Source organism: Streptomyces olivaceus (assembly GCF_000721235.1).
Lineage (GTDB): Bacteria > Actinomycetota > Actinomycetes > Streptomycetales > Streptomycetaceae > Streptomyces > Streptomyces olivaceus.
In genome coordinates this window covers 1-20,261 of record NZ_JOFH01000013.1, presented here as the reverse complement: position 1 = coordinate 20,261, position 20,261 = coordinate 1, and the positions used below count along the sequence as shown (strand labels likewise).

Genomic DNA, 20,261 nt, shown 5'->3' with positions numbered 1-20,261 from the left:
CTCCGGCGGCGGTGACCGGGGCGGCCTGCTCTCCGCCCTCCGGACGCTCACCGCCGCTCCGGAACCGAGGGCCCGGGGCGGACGGCGAAGGCGAGCAGTTCCCGGGTGACGGGGTGCTCGGGGTTCACCAGCACCCGGTCGACCGGCCCCGCCTCCGCCACCCGTCCCGCGTCCAGGACGACGACCCGTTCCGCGTGCCGGGCGGCGGCCGCCAGGTCGTGCGTCACCATCACGACGGTCAGTCCCAGCGTCCGCCGCAACGAGCCGAGGAGCGCGAGGATCTCGCCGGCCGTCTCCCGGTCCAGCGCCGAGGTGATCTCGTCGCAGACCAGGACCCGTGGCCGGGCGGCCAGGGTCCGGGCCAGCGCCACGCGTTGGCGCTGGCCTCCGGACAACTCGCCGGGCCTGCGGGCCAGTACGCCGGTGTCCAGGCCGACCAGCCCGAGCAGCCGTACGGCCTCGTGCCCGGCGTCCCGGGCCGGACGGCGTCCGACGCCCGTGAGGGGCCGCAGGAGTGCGGTGCGCACGGACTCCCGGGGGTTGAGGGCACCGCGCGCGTCCTGCGCGACAAGCTGCACCGGGGCACCGCCCGCGTCCTGCGCGCCGTCGCCGTGCTCCCGCCACTCGACGCCGCCTCGTGCGGGGCGGTGGAGCCCGGCCAGGCAGCGGGCCAGGGTCGTCTTGCCGGACCCCGAGGGGCCCACCACGGCGGTGCAGCAGCCCGCCCGGACGGTGAGGGAGACGTCACGCAGCACACGGACCCGGCCGTGCGCGGCGTCCAGCCCACGGACGGCCAACTCCCCGGCGGACGGCTCCGCGCGGACACCCGGCCCCCTCGCGGGCGGCTCCCCGCCGGGCGGCTCCACACGGACACTCGCCCGCCTCGCGGGCGACTCCCCACCGGAGCCCGCCACCTCCACGGACGGCTCGCCGCCGGAAGCCGCCACCTCCGCGGACAACTCCCGGGCGGCAGAGGCAACACCCCGCGGCAGCGCCGGTGCCAGCCCCGGCCCCGGTGCGGGTGCCGGACCCGGTGCCCGCTCCGTCGGCACGCCGCCGCCGGCCACCCGGCCCGCGTCCAGAAGGATCACGTCGTCCGCCACCGACGCGAGCCACGCCGGATCGTGGCTGACCAGCAGCGCGGACCGGTCGCCGTCGGCCAGGACCTCGCCCAGCAGCGTCCGCATCCCGGCCGCCAGCACCGTGTCCAGGCTGCTGGTGGGCTCGTCCAGGACCAGCAGGCTCGGCGTACCCGCCAACGCGAGGGCCAGAGCGACGCGTTGGGCCTGCCCGCCCGAGAGCTGCCGCGGCAGCCGCCGCCGGAACGCCCGGTCGGCCGGCAGCCGCACGGACAGCAACAACTCCTCGACCCGCGCCCGGACTTCGTCCGCACGCCGCACGGACGTGCGCAGGCGCACCGCCTCGGCGAGCTGCGTGCCGATCCGGAGCGCCGGATTGAGCGACGAGGCGGGGTCCTGGCCCAGGAACGACACCACCCGCCCCCGCAGCCGACGGGCACCCGCGCGCTCGAACGGATCGAGGCCGGCCACCCGGACGGTGCCGCCGCGGACCTCCAGGCCCGGACGCACGTGCCCGAGCAGGCTGTGCGCGAGACTGCTCTTGCCGGACCCGGACCTGCCCAGGACTCCCACCACCTGCCCGAGCCGCACCTTCAGCGCCGCGTCGTCCAGGACGGGAGGCCCGCCGGCCACCGGACCGAGGGTCAGCCCGGCGATCTCGACGAACGGGTCGGCCCCGGACACGCCTCGACACGTGTCGTCGGTCATGCGGCACCCCGCCCCACGGTGTCCGCCAGCCGCCCGGCGAGCAGACCTACGCACACGGACAGCAGCACCAGCAGCAGGGCCGGAGCGAGGAACGGCGCGGCGGCCAGTGTCGCGCCGGGCGCGTTCTCACTCACCATGCGCCCCCAGTCCGGCGCCGCGCCACCCGGTCCGAGACCGAGGAAACCCGCGGTGGCGGTGAGATGGAGGGAGGCGACCAGCCGCAGCGCGGTGTCCACCAGGGCGGGTCCGGCGATGTTCGGCAGCACGTCGTGGCGCAGTACCGCCCGCCGGGTGTCGCCTCTCGCCCTGGCCGCCTCGACGTACCCGCTGGCCAGGACGGTGTCCGCCGCCGCGCGCAGCACCCGGGTGGAGAAGGGGGCGGTGGCCAGGGCCACGGCCGCCACGACGGCGGCGCCGCTGCCGGGGAACCCCGCGGCCAGGACGAGCACGACGAGCAGCGGCGGGAGGACGGCGAGGGCGTCGACGCAGCGGACCAGCAGGTCGCCCAGACGGCGCGACACCATGGCCGCCAGGACACCGGCGGCCATCCCGACCGCGCCGGCGGCCGCCGTTCCGGCGAGCGCGGTGAGCACGATGGTCCGGCCGCCGCCGAGCACCCGGCTCGCCACGTCCCTGCCGAGGACGTCGGTGCCGAGCGGGAACGCCCCGTCCGGCCGCTGGAAGGGGGCCGCGAGCTGTGCGGTGGGGCTGTGCGGCGGGACGAGCGGCCCCAGCAGCGCGAGCAGGACGACGAGGAGCGTGGCCGCGCCGAGGAGCAGGGGCGGGCGGCGGCGTGCCGAGCGGCGCGCGGGCGTACCGGGACGTCGCCGGGGTGTGAGGGCGGTGGTCATCGGCCGTGCCCCTCCCGTGCGCCGATCAGCCGCGCGCAGACGTCGCCGAGCAGGAGCACCAGCAGCATCACCGCGACGAGTGCGGTGGCGATGCCCTGCACCATCGGCACGTCCCGTGCGGCGACGGCCAGTTGCAGTTCCCGGCCGATGCCGGGGTAGTCGAAGACGTTCTCCACGACCACCGCGGAGCCGACCAGCGCCCCCGTGGTGAGGGTGAGCGCCTGCACGGCGGGGCCCGCGGCGTTGGGCAGGACGTGGCGCACCGCGAGCCGGATCCCGCGTACGCCGCCCAGCCGGGCCGCCTCGCAGTACGGTGTCGCCGCCGCGTCGGCGACGGAGACGCGCAGCAGCCTGGTGGCGACGGCGAGGCCGACCGCGCTGAGCGTCAGGACGGGCAGGACCAGGGCGCGGGGCGCGTCGAGCGGGGTGCCGCCCAGGGGGACGACGGAGACGCGCGGGAGGACCCCCGCCCACACCGCCAGTACCGCGACCAGCAGCGCGGCGACCACGAACTCCGGTATCGCCGCCAGTACTTGCGCACCGGTCGACACCACCCGGTCGGCGGTGCCGCCGCCGCGCAGCCCCGTCCACAGGCCGAGCAGCGTGGCGAGGGGTGCGGTGACGGCGAGGGTCAGTCCGGCGAGCAGCAGGCTGTTGGGCAGGCGGGTGGCGAGGATGTCGGTGACCGGCCGCTCCCCCACGAACCCGTGGCCCAGGTCGCCCCGGACCGCGTCGGCCGCCCAGGCCGCGTACCGCTCGGCGGCGGGCCGGTCCAGACCGAGTCCGGCGCGGACGTCGGCGCGCTGGGCCGCGGAGGCGTCCACACCGGCGACCGCGCTGACGGCGTCTCCCGGGAGTACGGCCGTGACCGCGAAGACGGCGGCCGACAGCAGCACCAGCAGGACGGCCGCCCCGGCCAGGCGCCGGCCCGCGAACGCGAGGAGGTTCACGCCAGGGACGCCTGCGAGAAGCCGGGGAACTGCTCGAAGAGGTCCTCGCGTATCCCGGCGACCCCTTCGGCCTGGGCGTTCAGGTTGGGTTTGAAGACCGGCAGTACCTGGTTGCCCTTCTCCCAGCGGGTGCGCTGCGCCAGCGTGCCCAGTTCCTTCGCCTCGGCCGGGTCGCTCGCGGCGCGGGCCTTCGCCACGAGGGCGTCGGTCTCGGCGTCCTTCCAGCCGAAGGCCGACGGCGAACCGCCCGCCGTGCTCATCTGGTACGTCGACAGCGCCGGGATCGGCATCTGGTACGAGCCGGCCAGCGGCAGCGCCGCGTAGGCGGCGAAGTCGGCGTAGAGCTGCCCGGCGGGCAGTTCGCGGACCGACGCCTTGACACCTACCTTCTTCAGGTCCTCGACGAAGAGGGTGGCCATCTCCACCATGCCCGGCGTCTCCGGGCCGGTCGTCAGCCGGACCTCCGTCCCGTCGGCCCCGGCCTCCTTGAGGAGCTTCCGGGCCCGCTCGGGGTCGTGGGTCCGCCGGGGCAGGCTCCCGGCGTAGTCGGGGAAGCCCATGGCGGGCAGGTCGTTGCCGGTCTCGGCGTTCCCGTAGAACACCGTCTTCACCATGGTCTCCCGGTCGACCGCGAGCTTGAACGCCTCCCGCACCCGGGGGTCGTCGAATGGCTCGACGGCCATGTTCATCTGGAAGGACAGCCCCACCAGGTACGGGCTCCCCGTCGGGACGAGCCGCACCTTCGCGTCGCCCGTGAGGGTGCGCGCGGTGACGGGTGAGAGGTCGTGCGCGAAGTCGACCTCTCCGCCGGTGAGCGCCCCGGCCCTGGCAGTCGAGTCCGCGATCGACCGCAGCTCCAGGCCGTCCAGGAGGGGTACGTGGCCGTAGTGGTCGTCGTAGCGCTCGAACGCCGAACCCTGCCCGGCCGTGAACTCGGTGAGCCGGAAGGGCCCGCAACTGGGCATGCCCTTGCGGAACGCCCTGGTGCCGTCCTTGACGACGAGGAAGTTGCCCTGGCAGAGGATCATGCGGCCGTCCGCGATGGGCCGCAGGGTGGGCAGTACGACCTTCAGGTCGCCGTCGGCCTTGGCGCTCGCGAGGTCGAAGTTGGCGGCGGCGAGCCGGTACACGGGCAGCGTGCTCCTGCCCGCGAGGACGCTGAGGGAGTGCAGGATGTCGGCGGAGGTCAGCTCGGAGCCGTCGGTGAAGCGGACGCCGGGCCGCACGTGCAGCGTGTAGGCCGACAGGTCGTCGGAGACGTCGATCCCCTTGAGCACTCCGTAGCGCACCCCGTCGGGTCCTTCGGGGTCGAGGTTGCCCAGGGTGCCGTGCCAGGCCCGGGCGCGCACCAGGTCCAGTGCCGACGGCCCGTTGAAGAAGTCCAGCGTCTCGGAGGCGCCGCCCCCGACGAACGCCGCGCGCAGGGTGCCGCCGGAACGGGGCGAGGAACCGGCCCCCTCGCGGTCGGCGCCGGGGGCGTCGGTGGAGCACGCCGCCAGCAGGCCGGGCCCCACCGCCAGAGCCGCGGCGCCCGCCGCACCGCGGCGGAGGAAGGCACGGCGGTCGAACTGTCTGGACATGCTTCTCCTTGAGACATGGTGCTGAGGTGAAACGGGTGCCGCCCGGCATCCGGGCACCGGGGACGGAACGCGGGCCGGGGCAGTCCCACGACGGAGCTGCCGCAGGGTCGGAGCGCCGGACAGCTACCGCAGGGTCAGGGCGCCGGACGGGCAGGCCCACACGGCCTCGCGCACGGCGTCCGCCCCGGACGCCGGCGGATCCTCGTCGAGGACGCGCACGAGCCCGTCCGTCTCGTCCTGGTCGAAGACGGCGGGCGCGGCGAGCACGCACTGCCCCGCCCCCACGCACCGCTCGCGCTCCGCACTGATCTCCCCGAGCCCGGAGGTCCGGCCTGCCACGGTCATGAGACCCCTCCCCTGCCGTCGCACACCCGACGGTCGATACGACACTCGAACACTAATCGATAATGACTTCCATCTTCAATAGAGTCGCCCCGTCAGAGCCGGCACGCCCCTCTGTGAAGTGCGAAGAATCACGTGAACTGATCAGCGCGCGGCTCCGCTTGACGCTCACAGAGGGCTCCCGCTTTACTCCTGTGACGCCGGAGTCGGAGCACTCCGGCAACAGAGGTACGCCCAGCCGGTGGGCGGCCGTCGCCGCCGCAAGTCCGGACCGAGTCGCCAGGTCGCCCTCAGGCAACCGAGGCGGGGCCGTACCCCCGCACCACGGAGCTTCTCCATGAGTCTTCTGGCAACAGCCCGATCCCGGACGATCCTGGCCGCGTGCGCCGCCACGGCGTGCGGAGCGGCCTTCTTCGTCCCCTCGGCCGAGGCCGCCGAGCCGACGCCGCCCCCGGCGAACGCCGACTTCGACTACCAGATCAACACGCCCTACGACCCGCCCGAGGGCGTCACGGTGGTCAGCCGCGACTGGAAGGAGTCGCCGGCGCAGGGGCTGTACAACATCTGCTACGTCAACGCCTTCCAGACCCAGGAGGTCGGGGAGGAGGACGGCCCCGACGACTGGGACCAGAACCTGCTGCTGAAGAACGGCAACGGTGACGTGGTCATCGACGAGGACTGGAACGAGGCGATCCTCGACATCACCACCGACACCAAGCGCGGGGACATCGCGAAGAAGATCAACAAGCAGATCGACACCTGCGCCGACAAGGGGTTCGACGCCCTGGAGCTGGACAACTACGACACGTTCGACCGGGACGTCGTGGAAGGCAGGATCACCGCGGACGACGCCCAGGCCTACATCCGCGTCCTCTCCGCGCACGGCCACGACAAGGGCCTGGCCGTCGGCCAGAAGAACACTGTGGAACTCGCCGGGAACCACGAGGCGAACGGCCTCGACTTCGCGGTCGCGGAGGAGTGCGGCGACCCGGAGTGGAACGAGTGCGAGGACTACGTCGACGCCTTCGGCAACGACGTCATCATGATCGAGTACAGCGAGGCAGGCATGGCCAACGCCTGTGCCTACGCCGACCGCGTGAGCGTGGTGCAGCGCGACCGGGACGTCCTGGCCCCGGGTGAGACGGGCGAGGACGACGACGGCAACCCCACCGAGTACCTCCGCAAGACCTGCGCCGACCTCAAGTAGGGCCAGGTGACCGACGGGCGCCGCCCGCGCGTACCGACCGGCTCGCCCCTTCGGGGGCCGGGCTCGGCGGGCACGGGCGGAGCCCGTCGTCCCACCGCCCACGTCCGAGACCGCGCCCCCGCCTCGATCCGGCCCCTGCCGCACGGCTGGGCCGCGCCGGCTTTACCCTGGGTGCGTAACAGCCCGGCCGGGGAGGGAAAGCGTGACCGACACCAGTGACACCCGGTCGTTCGCCGGGGGTGAAGCGCGGGAACCGCAGGAGAGCCGTCTGCACCGCCTGATGCGCTACCTCCCCCTGATCGCACCCGTCCTTCTGTGGGCCGTGCCCTGCTGGGTACTGCTGCACGGCGGTCAGCACTGGCCGTTGCCCGTCACGCTGACCGGCACCGCCCTGTTCGCCCTCGGCCTCGTCGGGATGCCGCTCGCGCTGGTGCGCGGCCACGGGCGGCGCCAGCAGGACCGCGCGGCGATCGTCGGCGACACGCTGCTGGGCGCCAGTTGGATCCTGTTCACCTGGTCCGTACTGCTCGGCGTCCTGTTGCGGTTCGCCCTGGTCCTGGCCGGCGTCGAGGAGAGCCAGGACCGCGCCCGCATCGTCGCCTGGGCCGTTCTCGGCACCACCGCGATGCTACTCGCCTGGGGATACGCCGAAGCCCGCCGCGTTCCGCGCGTGCGACGGCTCGACGTGCAACTCCCCCGGCTGGGCGCCGGGTTGGACGGCACCCGCGTCGTCCTGGTCACCGACACCCACTACGGCCCGCTCGACCGCGCCCGCTGGTCGGAGAGGGTGTGCGAGACCGTCAACAGCCTGGAGGCCGACCTCGTCTGCCACACCGGTGACATCGCCGACGGCACGGCCGAACGCCGCCGCGCCCAGGCCGTCCCGCTCGGCACCGTACGGGCCACCCGCGCCCGTGTGTACGTCACGGGCAACCACGAGTACTACAGCGAGGCCCAGGGCTGGGTCGACCTGATGGACGAACTGGGCTGGGAGCCGCTGCGCAACCGCCATGTGCTGCTGGAGCGCGGCGGCGACACCCTCGTGGTCGCCGGCGTGGACGACGTCACGGCCGAGTCCTCCGGGCTCGCGGGCCACCGCGCCCACCTCGCCGGGGCGCTGAACGGCACCGATCCAGACCTGCCCGTCCTGCTCCTGGCACATCAGCCCAAGTTCGTCGACCGGGCGGCAGCGGCGGGCGTCGACCTCCAGCTCTCCGGCCACACCCACGGCGGCCAGATCTGGCCGTTCCACCACCTGGTCCGCGTCGACCAGCCCGCGCTGGCCGGCCTCACCCACCACGGCGACCGCACCCTCCTCTACACCAGCCGGGGCACCGGATTCTGGGGCCCGCCGTTCCGCGTCTTCGCCCCCAGCGAGATCACCCTGCTCACCCTGCGCTCCCCGCACCCGCCCGCCTCCCGGTAGCGCACCGCACGGGCCGCCGGGGTCACACATCGTGCGCCGCCGGAAGGTCCACGGACCACCCCAGCGGATGTGACTCGGCGACATCCGACGCGGGAGCCAGAGGTTCGGCTCCGGCCCGGTTGAAGGCGGCAAGGGCCTCGATGAGCGTCAACCGCTGCGCGGGGGTGAGCACTTCCACGATCCCGGCGATCTCGGAGCGTCTGCGGGCCGTGACGTGCTCTACAGTGCGGCGCCCTTCCTCCGTCAACTGCAGGAGCGTTTCCCGGCGGTTGCGGGGATTGGGCTGCCGGGCGGCAAGGCCCGCCGCGATCAGGCGATCGACCATCCGCATCGCCGTGGAGGGCGCGACCTGAAGCTGTTCGGCGAGCGTGACCAACTTGGTGACCCCTCTCGTGAGCACCACCAGCATGCGGAACTGCGGCAGCGTCACCCGCTCCTCGACCGCGGCCAGGGAACGGGCGGACACCGCGACCAGCAGCCGCGATGCGGTCAGTACCTCTCGGGTAACGACATCCACATCGTCTGCGGCATCCACGGGGCGCTCATGCTCGGTCATGCCCTCTTTCTACCGCGCCGGCGCACGACTTCACCGCGGTCACGGAGCGACAACGGCTCGGACTCGGAGCTTCTGCGCCGCCGGATGGATCTTTAGACTATGCAAAACTTCGACAGTTCAATCAGTCAGTCCGGGACCGACCCGGCCCGCCACGCCGGAGCAGACGTCCGTCCACGCCCGGGAGGGGCCATGCCGAAAGAGAACACGCAACCCTCTCGGCCCCCTGTGCCCACAGGATGGCGCCGCACAGTGGCCCGAACGCCCATCGCGCTGTTCCGTGCCGGTCTCGGACCGCTCCTCGGCAGGCGCCTCCTGCTCCTCCACCACACCGGGCGGCTCTCCGGGCTGGACCGCCGCGTGGTGCTCGAAGTCGTGGCCTACGAACCGGACACCCGCACCTGGACCGTCGCCTCCGGCTTCGGCCCGGGCGCCGACTGGTACCGCAACCTCCGCGCGCAGCCGAAGACGGTCCTCCAGTTCGGCAACCGGCACCACGCCGTCACCAGCCACTTCCTCACCCCTGAGGACGGTGCCGCGATCATGGAGCGATACGGGGCGCGCCACCCACGCACGGCGCGGCGGCTGTGCGGATTCATGCGCCTGCCCGCCGACGGCAGCCCGTCGGCGCTGCGTCACGCCGGTCGGGCGATCCCCTTCGTACGCCTCGAATCCGCCCACACCCCGGACCAGACGCGGGAGCGCTGACGTGCACGACCCCATCCCCGCCGTCGAATGGCAGAAGTTCCTCACGGACAGCGAGGAAGCCATCCGGGCAACCGCCCCCGTGGAGCCGACGGCCCGGGAGCGGACCGCCCGGCCTCTTGAGGAGACGCACGCAGGAGAGCGGCCCGTGGGCGAACTCTGGCAGAACGACACGTCGGCCGAGCCGCCTTGGCGTCAACTCGACACCCACGGCAAAATGCGCCGTACGGGGCGCGTCATTGCCGCGGCCGCCACCCTCGTACTCCTGCTGACGCTCTTCTCCTGCCTCCCCGACGCCCCGCCCGAACTCCCCCGACCCCGAGCACCGTGGGCGCCGGTCACCGGCGAGACCGCATCGGTCACCAGCGAGGCCGAAGAGAGCCCCGGCGCCGACGCGATGTGACCCGGGCACGGTCCACCGGCCCTGGCATCCGCATGACTCGTCGGCCGTGCGGATATTCGCTTTCCGGGGCATCAGCGTGTGCACTCCGCGAGATGCGTGACGGATGATTGGCTCTGCCTCACCGCCCCCTCGAAGGGAGTATGGGCGATATCTACCGCAAACCAGCCTTTAGCTCCTCCGTGTTGCTCAACGCCCCGAATAAAACCGCCAGTTGATCCCCAACACCGTGCCGAGGGATACTGTCCGACGGATGCGCGTTCCGGCCCGAGCAGCGCCCATTTACCCATACATTACTGGGCAGTTGACCTCAGGTTTTCGTGATAGCGTCCTCGTTCAAAGGGACAGCGCAACCTGAAAGGGAAATCGTGAACACGGAGAAGATCGCCGCTCGCCGCCTCTCACTGGAAGAGGTGGCGAAGCTCGGTGTGAAGGACAAGATCTTCGTTTCCGCCGGCACGGCAGAACTCAAACTTCCCGACTGTTACGTCCCTGCTTTTCTGACCAAGTCCGGTGGGGATTTCGAGGGCGGCTCGATCACGGCACGTACCGTATTCCAGGAAGAAGTCTCCTGCCTTCCCGACGACGAGAACGAAGCCGGGATCCACGTGGCCGACGAGAATGGTCCGGTGACCATCGAGGTCCTCCAGTCCGCCGGTGTCGTCCTGGACCTGGCGCTTTTCGTTCCCGGTGGGGACAAGGGGTCCCTCACGGCCCTCTACGCCGCGGCCCGGCAGGCGTTCGGCGCCGACATCGTGCAGATCTGGCGCCAGGGCCTCAAGGAGGTTCCCGACGTGAAGGTCGACGTCTACGAGGAGCAGATTCCCCGGGGACGCAAGGGGACCGACAGCCCCAAGCGCGACCGTCGCGCGATCGACACCTACCCCACCCGTGCGGACTTCATCGAGTTCTCCGCGGGGTGGAAGCCGGTCATCGAGCTCCACAAGCCGGCTGTCGACGACACCCCGACCATCTGAGTCGACGTCACTTCTCGGCCCGAGGGAGGGCCGAGAACGTGTACGTCGTCCCCGGTCGGTCGCGTCGCGGCGACGACCGGGGACGACGGGAACGACCTTCTTCGCACCGTTCAGTGTGCAGTGGCCCGGCGCCGACCGACGTCACCGTTCGCCGGCGAGGTCCAGGTCCCCCTTGCTCGCGCCGGCCGTGCCCTCGGTGATCCGGGGGCGACGCCACGGGTGCGCGATCGGGCCCGACACCATCCGCCACCACGCCTCCACCGGCAGCTTCCCGGTCGGCTCGAACGGCTCTCCCGGCCGCGGGAACGCCACCGCCTGGCCCGCCTCGTCGGCCGCGTCCTTCGTCCACTCCGCCGGCTCCGCCCACGCGTGCGGGGCCAGGTTGAAGGTGCCCCAGTGGATGGGGAGCAGGGCGCCCCGCGGCTCGCCGCCCTGGAGGTCCAGGTGGGCCCGTACCGCCTCGGCCGGGGTCATGTGGATGTCCGGCCAGAACTCGGAGTACGCGCCGAGCTGGATCATCGTGGCGTCGAACGGACCGTGGGCGGCGCCGATGTCGCGGAAGCCCTCGAAGTAGCCCGTGTCTCCGCTGTGGTAGACGCGGTGCTCGTCACCGGCGACGACCCAGGAGGCCCAGAGGGTGTGCTGGGTGTTGCGGAGCCCGCGCCCGCAGAAGTGCCGGGCCGGGGTGGCGGTCAGGGTGACGCCGCCCACCCGCGTCTCCTCGTGCCAGTCCAGTTCGCGCAGGCGGTCGGGGGACACTCCCCAGTGTTCGAGGTGGGCGCCGACGCCGAGCGGCACGGCGAACAGGGTGTCCGTGCCGGCCAGGGCCTTGATCGTGGGCAGGTCCAGGTGGTCGTAGTGGTCGTGGGAGATGACGACCACGTCGACCCGGCCCAGGGCCGCCAGGGACAGCGGGACCGGGTGCAGCCGCTTGGGCCCGGCGAAGGGGACCGGGGAGCAGCGCGCGCCCCACACGGGGTCGAAGAGCACCCGCTGCCCGTCGATCTCGGCGAGCACGCTGGAGTGCCCCATCCAGGTCAGCCGGAGTCCGGAGGCGGGCGGCCGGGCGAGGTCGGCGAGCGTGGTGGCGTGGACCGGGATGCGGCCGTGGGGGGCCCGAAGCTGCCGCGTGTCCTTGTCGATGTAGGTCTTGGCGAGTTCCGCGGCCGAGCCCGAGGGCCGGGTCCGTGCGGTACCCCCCGGGTTCTGGAAGACCCCGTCGCGGAAGTGCGGCGATCTGCGGATGCGCGCCATGCGCTCTCCGCTCGGGTCCGCGCCGAAAGCCGCGGGCAGCGGGACGCGAAACCCGGCACTCGGGGAACGGAAACCGGCCACGGTACCTCCAGGTGGAGTAGATCAGGTTCTCAACTGTGGGTGTCCGGCCCGACGCCATGCCCGGCCGGTCCGACGTCAGCTCGAACGACCGGTGTCCGCTCCTGGTTCCCCGGAAACGGCCACAACCGGAAAAGCGTTCCGGCGGTGCCCCCAGGGGCTCAGGCGACCGCGTCGATGCGCAGCTTGATGTCGCCCGGCGACAGCGTTCCCTTGGCCGTCACGTGGTCGCCCGACGACTCGCCGCGCAGCCTGCGTCCGATCCACGGCACCAGGTACTCGCGCGCCCAGTGCACGTCGTCGCGCCGGACGTTCAGCGTGCCGCGATGCGGCAGGGGCGGCCAGGGCTGGTCCGGGTCGGCCGGGACGGGCAGGCCGAGGGCCTGTCCGGCGCGCAGGGCCACTCGCGTGTGGCCCTCCGGCGACAGGTGCAGCCGGTCGGCGTCCCACGCCCTGCGGTCCTGCACGCTCCGCAGCGACCAGAGGTCGAGCACCGGGCAGCCGTACCGGTCGGCGACGGCCCGGACATGTCCGTTGTACGTGGCGATCTTGCCGCGCAGATGCTTGAGGACGGGCACCCCGCGGGTGTCGAACCCGGTCGTCACCAGCACGGTGCCGGCCGCGGCCGTCAGCGCGGCCACCGCCAGTTCGAACCGCTGGGCCACCTCGTCGGGGTCCGTGCCAGGCCGCAGGATGTCGTTTCCGCCCGCCGCGAAGGAGACCAGGTCGGGTGCGAGGTCGGCGACCCGCGGAACCTGTTCCGACACGATCTGGTCGAGCAGCCTGCCGCGCACGGCGAGGTTGGTGTAGGTGAAGTCGCCCTCCGGGCGCCGGTCCGCGAGCAGTACGGCGAGTCGGTCGGCCCAGCCGACGAACGAGCCGTCGGGTCCGGAGTCGCCGACGCCTTCGGTGAAGCTGTCCCCCACCGCCACGTACGACCCGATCACTGTTCTGCTGTCACGCTTCGCATCGTCTGCCACATCGGCCCATGATTCACCCTGGATTGTGACCTACGCGACCGTAGGAAGGGGTTGACGTGCGGTGAGAAAAGCCACGCCTAAATTGTTCGTCAATTCCGGAATACACCGAAGGCCGGACCCGGGGATCGGGGTCCGGCCTTCGGTGGCGCGGAGGCTTGGTACGGAGCTCCGTCAGACGGAGACGCCGTGCGAGCGCAGGTACGCGAGCGGGTCGACGTCCGAGCCGTAGTCCGGCGTGGTGCGGATCTCGAAGTGCAGGTGCGGGCCGGTCACGTTGCCGGTGGCACCCGAGAGGCCGACCTGCTGGCCCGCCGTCACCGACTGTCCGGCCGAGACGGAGAGCGAGGAGAGGTGGGCGTACTGGGCGTAGTGGCCGTCGGCGAGCTGGATGACGACCTGGTTGCCGTAGGCACCGCCCCAGCCGGCGGAGACGACGGTGCCCGCGCCGACCGCCTTGAGCGAGGTGCCGGTCGGGACGACGAAGTCCGTGCCGGTGTGGTAGCCGCTGGACCACATGCTGCCGGACTGGTGGTACGGGGTGCCCACGGTGCCGCCCGCGACGGGCGAGGTGAAGCCGCTGGTGGTGCCGGAGGAGGAGGTGTTCTCCGCCTCCGTGGACTTCTGCGCCGACGACTTCTCGGCGGGCTTCTCGACCGACTCGTCAGCGGACTTCTCGGCGGGCTTCTTCGCCGGCTTCTCGGCCGGCTTCTGCGAGTCCGCGGAGGACGGGGCCGACGACTTGGCGGCCGGTCCGCCGATCGAGAGCTTCAGGCCGGGGTGGATCAGCGACGGGTCCGAACCGACGGCCTCCCGGTTGTCCGAGTAGAGCTTCTTCCAGCCGCCGTCGACATCCTGCTCGTCGGCGATCCTCGAAAGGTAGTCGCCGCTCTTCACGGTGTACGTCCGCGCGTCGGAGTTCTTGTCGGAACCGGCTGCGGCCTTCTTCGCCGACGCCGGGACGGTCTGCGCGGCCTGCTCGGAAACCGGGTGCGCGGGGGCGGCGTTGGCGCCGGCGGCGCCCATCAGCGGGAGCGCGAGCGCGGCGCCACCGGTACCGGCGACGGCGATGGTGCGGGTCAGGCGCATGGCCCTGGTACGGCGGTGCTTACCCTTCGCGGGCATGGCGAATTCCTCTCCGGCGCCTGCGAGGTGAGCTGTCGGGTGCGGGCTGGAGATGCCCGGCCGCGTGGAAAACGCGGCTTTACCCCAAGCCGTTCCGGGAACCGGAACAGGCAGTCGTACCTGTGGGTCCCCCGCTCCTGCCGTGTACGGGTGGTCGATGAGTGCGGGGTCCGGTCGGCGGCAGGATTAGGCGTCCGTCCGGATCGGTCGTGAACGTAAGGGACCAAGACGCACGGGGACAAGCGGGAGGTTGCCTCAACGGTGTTCCGATTGATCCTTTACGGGAATTACCGGTAACCCTGCGTCGATTTCGACGACGCCGGTTCACTCGAATTCCCTTGAGAACCCACTGAATTACGTGAACATGACGGGCGACGCACCGTCACTGATATGACGCTGCTCACGCACCACCGATCCACCACCCGCCATATGGGGTCCAGTTATCCTCAAAGTGTCAATTCGGGCAGAGGGTTCTTTTCCCGGCGCAATGCCCGTTCCAGGAGCGGCTGCCGTGCCGGACGGATGCCGTATGGTCGAGTGGCGCCCGCCCGCGACCAGCGCCGGCGGGGCGGAGTGGGAGGAGCCCCCGTGACGCAGCAGGTCCCCTCGACCGAGCCCTCGCTGGCCGGTGTGCGCAACCTCCGGGACCTGGGCGGACTGCCGACCGAGGACGGGCGGCGGGTACGGCAGGGCGTGCTCTTCCGCAGCGGCCACCTCGCCCACGCGACCGCCGAGGACGGTGTCTTCCTGGCCTCCCTGGGCCTGCACACGGTCTTCGACTTCCGCAACGCGGCCGACCTGAAGCTGGAGGGCCCGGACGTCGAGCTGCCCGGTGTGCGCAATGTGAACCTGCCGCTGAGCGACCCGGCCGACGGCGCGGAGTTCTGGAAGATGGTCCGCGACGGCGACCTCGACCAGCTGCGCGGAATCCTGGCCGACGGCAAGGGCGCCGCCCGCATGACCGGCTCCTACCGGGCGATCGTCAAGGAGCGTACGGCGGAGCACTCCCGCGTGCTGCACGCGCTCGCCGAGGACAGCGTCCCCGCCCTGATGCACTGCTCGGCCGGCAAGGACCGCGCGGGTCTGTCGATCGCGGTCACCCTGCTCGCCCTGGGCGTCGAGCGCGAGGCCGTCGTCGAGGACTACCTGAAGTCGAACGCCACCCACCGCCGCTACAAGGTGCGCCGCAGCAGCACCGCCGCCTCGGCCTACTCCCCCGAGGTCATGGAGTTGCTCAGCCCGCTGTTCGACGCGCGCGCCGAGTACCTGACGGCGGCCTTCGACGTCGTCGACGAGACCTGGGGCGGGGTCGACGCGTACCTGGAGAAGGGCCTGCGGCTGACTCCCGGGACGCGGGAGCGGCTGCGCGAGCGGCTGCTGGACTGAGCCCGCTACTTGGCGGAGTTGGCCCCGACCTCGAAGAGCAGGTAGAGGAAGCCGGCGAAGGCGTGCCCCAGGACGACGTAGATGATCAGCCGTACCCACAGGCCGCGGGGGAACTTGTCCTGGATGGCGCTCATGGCATCTCTCCGGGAGTCGGGCCGAGGCACGGCGCGGCCGTCGGGCTCTGCAGCAGGGTGTGGACGAAGAGCAGCTCGACCCCGTCGGCGTCCGTCGCGGCGATCCGGTGCGGGGTCAGGGAGTCGAAGTGCGCGCTGTCCCCCGCACCGAGCCGGTGCTCGGTGTCGCCGAGGCGCAGCCGCAGGCGGCCCTTGAGGACGTACAGCCACTCCTCGCCGGGGTGGACCCGCACGATGTCGCCCTGGGTGCCGTACGGCACCTGGACGCGCAGGGTCTGCATGCCGCGGCCCGGGGCTCCGGCCCGCCAGTACGTCCAGCCGCCGGCGGCCGTGGGCTCCATGTCGGCGGCGCGCATGACGGCGTCACGGCCGGCGGTCGTCTCGCCGAGCAGCTCGGCGACGGTCGTACCGTAGACGCGGGCGAGGGAGAGCAGCATCGGCAGCGAGGGCTGACGCTGCCCGGTCTCCAGGCGGGAGAGGTGGGCGGGCGACAGCCCGGCGGAGCGGGCCGCGGCCTCCAGGGTCAGGGCGGCCCGCCGTCGCAGCTCCCGCAGCTGGGGGGCGACGGCGGCGACCGCCCCTTCGGCGGGACCGGTCTCGGAGGAGCTCATGCCTCCATTCAGCCCGAGGTTTGCCTGACGGGCAAATCCTTTGCCTCAGAGGCAAAGAGCGCGGAGACCGGGTGCCGTGGTCACGTTCCCCGGCTCAGCGGTTGGCGACCGCCTGTTTGACGAGGGTCTTGCCGAAGTCCCACATGAGCCCGCCCCCCTTGTGCGCGTCCTCCATCACCTCCGTGAAGGCGTCGACGAACCGGTCGGCGTCACCGGTGTCGATGATCAGCGGCGGGATCAGCTTGATCACCTCCAGGTGGTCGCCGGACACCTGGGTCAGGATCCGGTGCCGCTGCAGCAGCGGCACGACCACCATCTGCGCGAACAGACCCTTGCGCGCGGTCTGCAGCATGGTCCAGCGGCTGCGCAGCTTCAGGGACCTGGGCCGGCCGAACTCGATGCCGATCATGAGCCCCCGGCCGCGGACGTCGGCGAGCAGCTCGTAGCGGTCCACCAGCTCGGCCAGCCGGGACTTCAGCCGCTCGCCCACCGCGGCCGCGTTCGCCACGATCTCCTCGTTCTCCATCACCGACAGCACGGCGAGCCCGGCGGCCATGGCCTGCGCGTTGGACCCGAAGCTCGCCGAGTGGACCTGCACCCGGTCCATCGAGGAGTACACCTTCTGGAAGATCCAGTCCCTGCCCAGGGTGGCCCCCACCGGCACGTACCCGCCGGAGAGCGCCTTGGCGACGCAGACCAGGTCGGGCTCGACGCCGTCGTCGTGCTGGTAGGCGTAGAACTTCCCAGTACGGCCGAGCCCCGTCTGCACCTCGTCGGCGATCAGCAGCGCCTTGTGCCGGTGCAGCAGCTCCTGCGCGGCGCGCAGATAGCCCGGCGGGGCCTCGTGCACCCCCTTGCCCTGGACCGGCTCCACGATCAGCGCGGCCACGTCGCCCTTCTTCAGCTCCCGCGCCAGGGCGTCCAGATCGCCGAGCGGCACGGCGGTGTCGGGCAGCAGGGGCGCGAAGCCCTTGCGGAACCCGTCCTCGCCGTTGACCGAGAGGGAGCCGGTGGTCAGCCCGTGGAAGGCGTGCGAGCAGTACAGGATCCTCTGTCTGCCGGTCGCGTACCGGGCGAACTTCAGGGCGGTCTCGACGGCCTCGGTGCCGCTGTTGCCGAAGAAGACGCGGTCCAGGTGCGGGCTGTAGGAGAGCAGCTTCTCGGCCAGCAGCCCGGGCAGCGGGGCGCAGTCGAAGCGCGTGAGGTCCGGGAGCGAGGCGTCGAGCACGTCGTGCAGCGCCTTGCGGACGACGGGGTGGTGGCGGCCCAGGCCCATGACCGCGAACCCGGCGAGCATGTCCAGGTGGTCGTTGCCGTCCGCGTCCCAGAAGTGCGCGCCCTCGGCCCGCTCGTAGACCTTGTCGAAGCCGATGGTGTGCAGCATGCGCGGCAACTGGTGGTTGAGGTGCCTGGCGTGCAACTCGTACCGCTCGGCTCCCCGCTCGGCCAACAGCGTGGCGAGGTCGAACTCCTTGGTCATTCAGTTGTCTCCTTGCGCTGACATGGCGGTTCGTCCGTCGCCGGACTGAGACAGGGCGCCGTTCCCGGCCTGTTCCCCGCCGTCCTGGGCGAGGGCCAGGCTCGCGCTGATCCGGCCGGCGACGTCGACCGGGGTGAGGCCGATGTCCGCGAGCACCTCGGCGCGCTTGGCGTGCGCGAGGAACTGCTCGGGGATGCCGAAGCGGCGCACGGGTACGTCGACCTCGGCGTCGCCGAGCGCCAGCGCCACCGCCGAACCGACTCCGGCGGCACGGCTGTTGTCCTCCACGACGGCCACCAGGCGGTGTCCGGCCGCGAGCGGCGCGAGCGCCGGGTCGACGGGTTTGACCCAGCGCGGGTCGACGACGGTGCAGCCGATGCCGCGGGCCTGGAGCAGCTCGGCGGCCCCGAGGCAGACCGGCGCCATCACGCCGACCGCCACGAGCAGCACCTCCGGCCGGTCGGCGGCGTGCAGGACGTCCAGGCCGCCGATCCGGTCCACGGCGGGTACGGCGGGGCCGGCCGACTCCTTCGGGAAGCGCAGCAGCGTCGGCGCGTCGTCGACGGCGACGGCCTCGCGCAGCTGGGCGCGCAACTGGTCGGCGTCGCGCGGGGCGGCGATGCGCAGCCCGGGGACGACCTGGAGGACGGACATGTCCCACATGCCGTTGTGCGAGGCCCCGTCGACACCGGTGACGCCGGCCCGGTCCAGCACGAAGGTGACTCCGCAGCGGTGCAGCGCGACGTCCATCAGGAGCTGGTCGAACGCCCGGTTGAGGAAGGTGGCGTAGACGGAGACGACCGGGTGCAGTCCCCCGGTGGCGAGCCCGGCGGCGGACACGGCCGCGTGCTGCTCGGCGATGCCGACGTCCCAGACCCGGTCGGGGAACCGTTCGGCGAAGGGCCCCAGACCGACGGGGTGCAGCATCGCGGCGGTGATCGCCACCACGTCGTCGCGCTCCTCGCCGATGCGGACGATCTCCTCACCGAAGACGGACGTCCAGGAGGGGCCGCCCGCGGGACTCAGCGGCTCGCAGGTCAGCGGGTCCATCACGCCGACGGTGTGGAAGTGGTCCTCCTCGTCGCGCAGCGCTGGTTCGTAGCCGCGGCCCTTCTCCGTGAGGCAGTGCACCAGCACCGGCCCGTGGAAGCGTTGGGCGCGTCTGAGCGCCGACTCGACGGCGCCGATGTCGTGCCCGTCGATCGGGCCGAGGTACTTCAGCCCCAGGTCCTCGAAGAGCCCCTGCGGGGCGAAGGCGTCCTTGAAGCCCTTCTTGGCGCCGTGCAGGGCCTCGTACACGGTGTTGCCGACCACGGGTGTGCGCTGGAGGACGTCCTTGCCCCAGGCCAGCATCCGCTCGTAGCCGTCGGTGGTGCGCAGGGTCGCGAGGTGGTTGGCGAGACCGCCGATGGTCGGGGCGTACGAGCGTTCGTTGTCGTTGACGACGATGATCAGCGGCCGGTCCCTGGCCGCCGCGATGTTGTTCAGTGCCTCCCATGCCATGCCGCCGGTGAGCGCTCCGTCGCCGATGACCGCGACGACGTGGGCGCGTTCCTTCCGCACCTGGCGGGCCTTGGCGAGGCCGTCGGCCCAGCCGAGGACGGTGGAGGCGTGGCTGTTCTCGATGACGTCGTGCTCGGACTCCTCCCGCGAGGGATAGCCGGACAGGCCGCCCTTGCTGCGCAGCTTCGAGAAGTCCTGACGCCCGGTCAGGAGTTTGTGCACGTAGCTCTGGTGGCCGGTGTCCCACAGGATGCGGTCGTCCGGCGACTCGAAGACCCGGTGCAGGGCGACGGTGAGTTCCACCACGCCGAGGTTGGGTCCCAGGTGACCGCCGGTGCGGGCGACCGCGTGCACCAGGAAGTCCCTTATCTCGTCGGACAGTTCACCGAGTTCCGCCTCGGACAGCGCCTTCAGGTCGCGTGGTCCCCGGATGGTCTCCAGAATCGTCACGCTCGGGCCCCCTTCGGTCCGTGGTGCTTCAGCTCACGGTGACGGCCGGCTCCCCCGACGCGCCGTCCTTCTCCATCTGTTCGGCGATCCTCATCGCCTCCTCGATGAGGGTCTCCACGATCTTGGACTCGGGGACGGTCTTGACGACCTCGCCCTTGACGAAGATCTGCCCCTTGCCGTTGCCGGAGGCGACACCGAGGTCGGCCTCGCGCGCCTCGCCGGGGCCGTTGACGACGCAGCCCATCACGGCGACGCGGAGCGGTACTTCCATGCCCTCCAGGCCGGCGGTGACCTCCTCGGCCAGCTTGTAGACGTCGACCTGGGCGCGGCCGCAGGACGGGCAGGAGACGATCTCCAGACGGCGTTCCCTCAACCCGAGCGACTGGAGGATCTGGATGCCGACCTTGATCTCCTCGACCGGCGGGGCGGAGAGGGAGACGCGGATGGTGTCGCCGATGCCCTGGGAGAGCAGCGCGCCGAAGGCG

At 72.0% G+C, this 20,261-nt stretch carries 20 protein-coding genes and 1 riboswitch; of the genes, 6 read left to right on the top strand and 14 right to left on the bottom strand.

Going from position 1 to position 20,261, the window contains the following annotated elements; translation table 11 throughout:
• Positions 1 to 47 precede the first annotated feature (47 nt).
• From IG94_RS0115390 to IG94_RS0115370, 5 genes are all read right to left on the bottom strand, one after another.
• Complete coding sequence (locus tag IG94_RS0115390; RefSeq protein WP_052410699.1) at positions 48 to 1,787, bottom strand: ABC transporter ATP-binding protein; 1,740 nt, start codon at positions 1,785 to 1,787, stop codon at positions 48 to 50.
• On the bottom strand, positions 1,784 to 2,638 hold the full coding sequence (locus IG94_RS0115385) for an ABC transporter permease subunit (RefSeq protein ID WP_031035906.1): 855 nt from the start codon (positions 2,636 to 2,638) through the stop codon (positions 1,784 to 1,786). The genes IG94_RS0115390 and IG94_RS0115385 overlap by 4 nt, the downstream gene beginning before the upstream one ends.
• Positions 2,635 to 3,588, bottom strand: a complete 954-nt coding sequence (locus IG94_RS0115380) for an ABC transporter permease (RefSeq protein WP_031035904.1) — start codon at positions 3,586 to 3,588, stop codon at positions 2,635 to 2,637. The genes IG94_RS0115385 and IG94_RS0115380 overlap by 4 nt, the downstream gene beginning before the upstream one ends.
• On the bottom strand, positions 3,585 to 5,168 hold the full coding sequence (locus IG94_RS0115375) for an ABC transporter substrate-binding protein (RefSeq protein ID WP_031035902.1): 1,584 nt from the start codon (positions 5,166 to 5,168) through the stop codon (positions 3,585 to 3,587). Before IG94_RS0115375 ends, IG94_RS0115380 begins: the two co-directional genes overlap by 4 nt.
• Positions 5,169 to 5,291: 123 nt before the next feature.
• A complete protein-coding gene (locus IG94_RS0115370; protein ID WP_031035900.1) occupies positions 5,292 to 5,513 on the bottom strand; it encodes a ferredoxin in 222 nt (73 codons plus the stop codon).
• Between the two features lie 334 nt (positions 5,514 to 5,847).
• On the opposite strand from IG94_RS0115370, the gene IG94_RS0115365 reads away from it, so the two are divergent.
• Both IG94_RS0115365 and IG94_RS0115360 read left to right on the top strand, forming a co-directional pair.
• Positions 5,848 to 6,717 (top strand): endo alpha-1,4 polygalactosaminidase, encoded by an 870-nt coding sequence (locus IG94_RS0115365; protein ID WP_031035899.1) that lies wholly within the window; start codon positions 5,848 to 5,850, stop codon positions 6,715 to 6,717.
• Positions 6,718 to 6,919: 202 nt separating this feature from the next.
• On the top strand, positions 6,920 to 8,143 hold the full coding sequence (locus IG94_RS0115360; RefSeq protein ID WP_031035896.1) for a metallophosphoesterase: 1,224 nt from the start codon (positions 6,920 to 6,922) through the stop codon (positions 8,141 to 8,143).
• A gap of 22 nt (positions 8,144 to 8,165) precedes the next feature.
• On the opposite strand, the gene IG94_RS0115355 is transcribed toward IG94_RS0115360, so the two are convergent.
• Entirely contained in the window at positions 8,166 to 8,699 is a 534-nt protein-coding gene (locus IG94_RS0115355) for a MarR family winged helix-turn-helix transcriptional regulator (RefSeq protein WP_031035893.1), read from the bottom strand.
• Between the two features lie 189 nt (positions 8,700 to 8,888).
• Here IG94_RS0115355 and IG94_RS0115350 point away from each other — a divergent pair, with 189 nt between their 5' ends.
• The 3 genes from IG94_RS0115350 to IG94_RS0115340 all read left to right on the top strand — a co-directional run bounded on the left by IG94_RS0115350 (position 8,889) and on the right by IG94_RS0115340 (position 10,778).
• On the top strand, positions 8,889 to 9,404 hold the full coding sequence (locus tag IG94_RS0115350) for a nitroreductase family deazaflavin-dependent oxidoreductase (RefSeq protein WP_031035891.1): 516 nt from the start codon (positions 8,889 to 8,891) through the stop codon (positions 9,402 to 9,404).
• A 1-nt stretch (position 9,405) separates the two neighbouring features.
• A complete protein-coding gene (locus IG94_RS0115345; protein WP_052410698.1) occupies positions 9,406 to 9,804 on the top strand; it encodes a hypothetical protein in 399 nt (132 codons plus the stop codon).
• Positions 9,805 to 10,169: 365 nt separating this feature from the next.
• Complete coding sequence (locus IG94_RS0115340) at positions 10,170 to 10,778, top strand: hypothetical protein (RefSeq protein ID WP_031035887.1); 609 nt, start codon at positions 10,170 to 10,172, stop codon at positions 10,776 to 10,778.
• Positions 10,779 to 10,919: 141 nt separating this feature from the next.
• Here the strand turns inward: IG94_RS0115340 and IG94_RS0115335 are convergent, their stop codons facing one another.
• The 3 genes from IG94_RS0115335 to IG94_RS0115325 all read right to left on the bottom strand — a co-directional run bounded on the left by IG94_RS0115335 (position 10,920) and on the right by IG94_RS0115325 (position 14,212).
• Positions 10,920 to 12,113: an MBL fold metallo-hydrolase gene (locus IG94_RS0115335; RefSeq protein ID WP_031035885.1), complete on the bottom strand. Its 1,194-nt coding sequence runs from the start codon at positions 12,111 to 12,113 to the stop codon at positions 10,920 to 10,922.
• Between the two features lie 158 nt (positions 12,114 to 12,271).
• The gene (locus IG94_RS0115330; protein ID WP_031035882.1) at positions 12,272 to 13,057 is read right to left on the bottom strand and encodes an SGNH/GDSL hydrolase family protein; all 786 of its coding nucleotides are present in this window, start codon (positions 13,055 to 13,057) and stop codon (positions 12,272 to 12,274) included.
• Between the two features lie 204 nt (positions 13,058 to 13,261).
• Positions 13,262 to 14,212, bottom strand: a complete 951-nt coding sequence (locus IG94_RS0115325; protein WP_031035880.1) for a M23 family metallopeptidase — start codon at positions 14,210 to 14,212, stop codon at positions 13,262 to 13,264.
• Positions 14,213 to 14,214: 2 nt separating this feature from the next.
• A riboswitch (cyclic di-AMP (ydaO/yuaA leader) is annotated at positions 14,215 to 14,375 on the bottom strand.
• 425 nt (positions 14,376 to 14,800) lie between these two features.
• Here IG94_RS0115325 and IG94_RS0115320 point away from each other — a divergent pair.
• Positions 14,801 to 15,598: a tyrosine-protein phosphatase gene (locus tag IG94_RS0115320; RefSeq protein WP_031035878.1), complete on the top strand. Its 798-nt coding sequence runs from the start codon at positions 14,801 to 14,803 to the stop codon at positions 15,596 to 15,598.
• Between the two features lie 5 nt (positions 15,599 to 15,603).
• Here the strand turns inward: IG94_RS0115320 and IG94_RS38600 are convergent, their stop codons facing one another.
• The 5 genes from IG94_RS38600 to IG94_RS0115295 form a co-directional block, all read right to left on the bottom strand.
• Entirely contained in the window at positions 15,604 to 15,732 is a 129-nt protein-coding gene (locus IG94_RS38600; RefSeq protein ID WP_037770860.1) for a DUF6126 family protein, read from the bottom strand.
• Positions 15,729 to 16,343, bottom strand: a complete 615-nt coding sequence (locus IG94_RS0115310; protein ID WP_031035876.1) for a helix-turn-helix domain-containing protein — start codon at positions 16,341 to 16,343, stop codon at positions 15,729 to 15,731. The genes IG94_RS38600 and IG94_RS0115310 overlap by 4 nt, the downstream gene beginning before the upstream one ends.
• Before the next feature lie 94 nt (positions 16,344 to 16,437).
• Positions 16,438 to 17,823: an aspartate aminotransferase family protein gene (locus tag IG94_RS0115305; protein WP_031035874.1), complete on the bottom strand. Its 1,386-nt coding sequence runs from the start codon at positions 17,821 to 17,823 to the stop codon at positions 16,438 to 16,440.
• The gene (gene dxs / locus IG94_RS0115300; RefSeq protein WP_031035871.1) at positions 17,824 to 19,776 is read right to left on the bottom strand and encodes a 1-deoxy-D-xylulose-5-phosphate synthase; all 1,953 of its coding nucleotides are present in this window, start codon (positions 19,774 to 19,776) and stop codon (positions 17,824 to 17,826) included.
• Between the two features lie 28 nt (positions 19,777 to 19,804).
• Positions 19,805 to 20,261, bottom strand: a 457-nt coding sequence (locus IG94_RS0115295; protein WP_031035869.1) for a flavodoxin-dependent (E)-4-hydroxy-3-methylbut-2-enyl-diphosphate synthase, incomplete at its 5' end; no start/stop codon positions are given.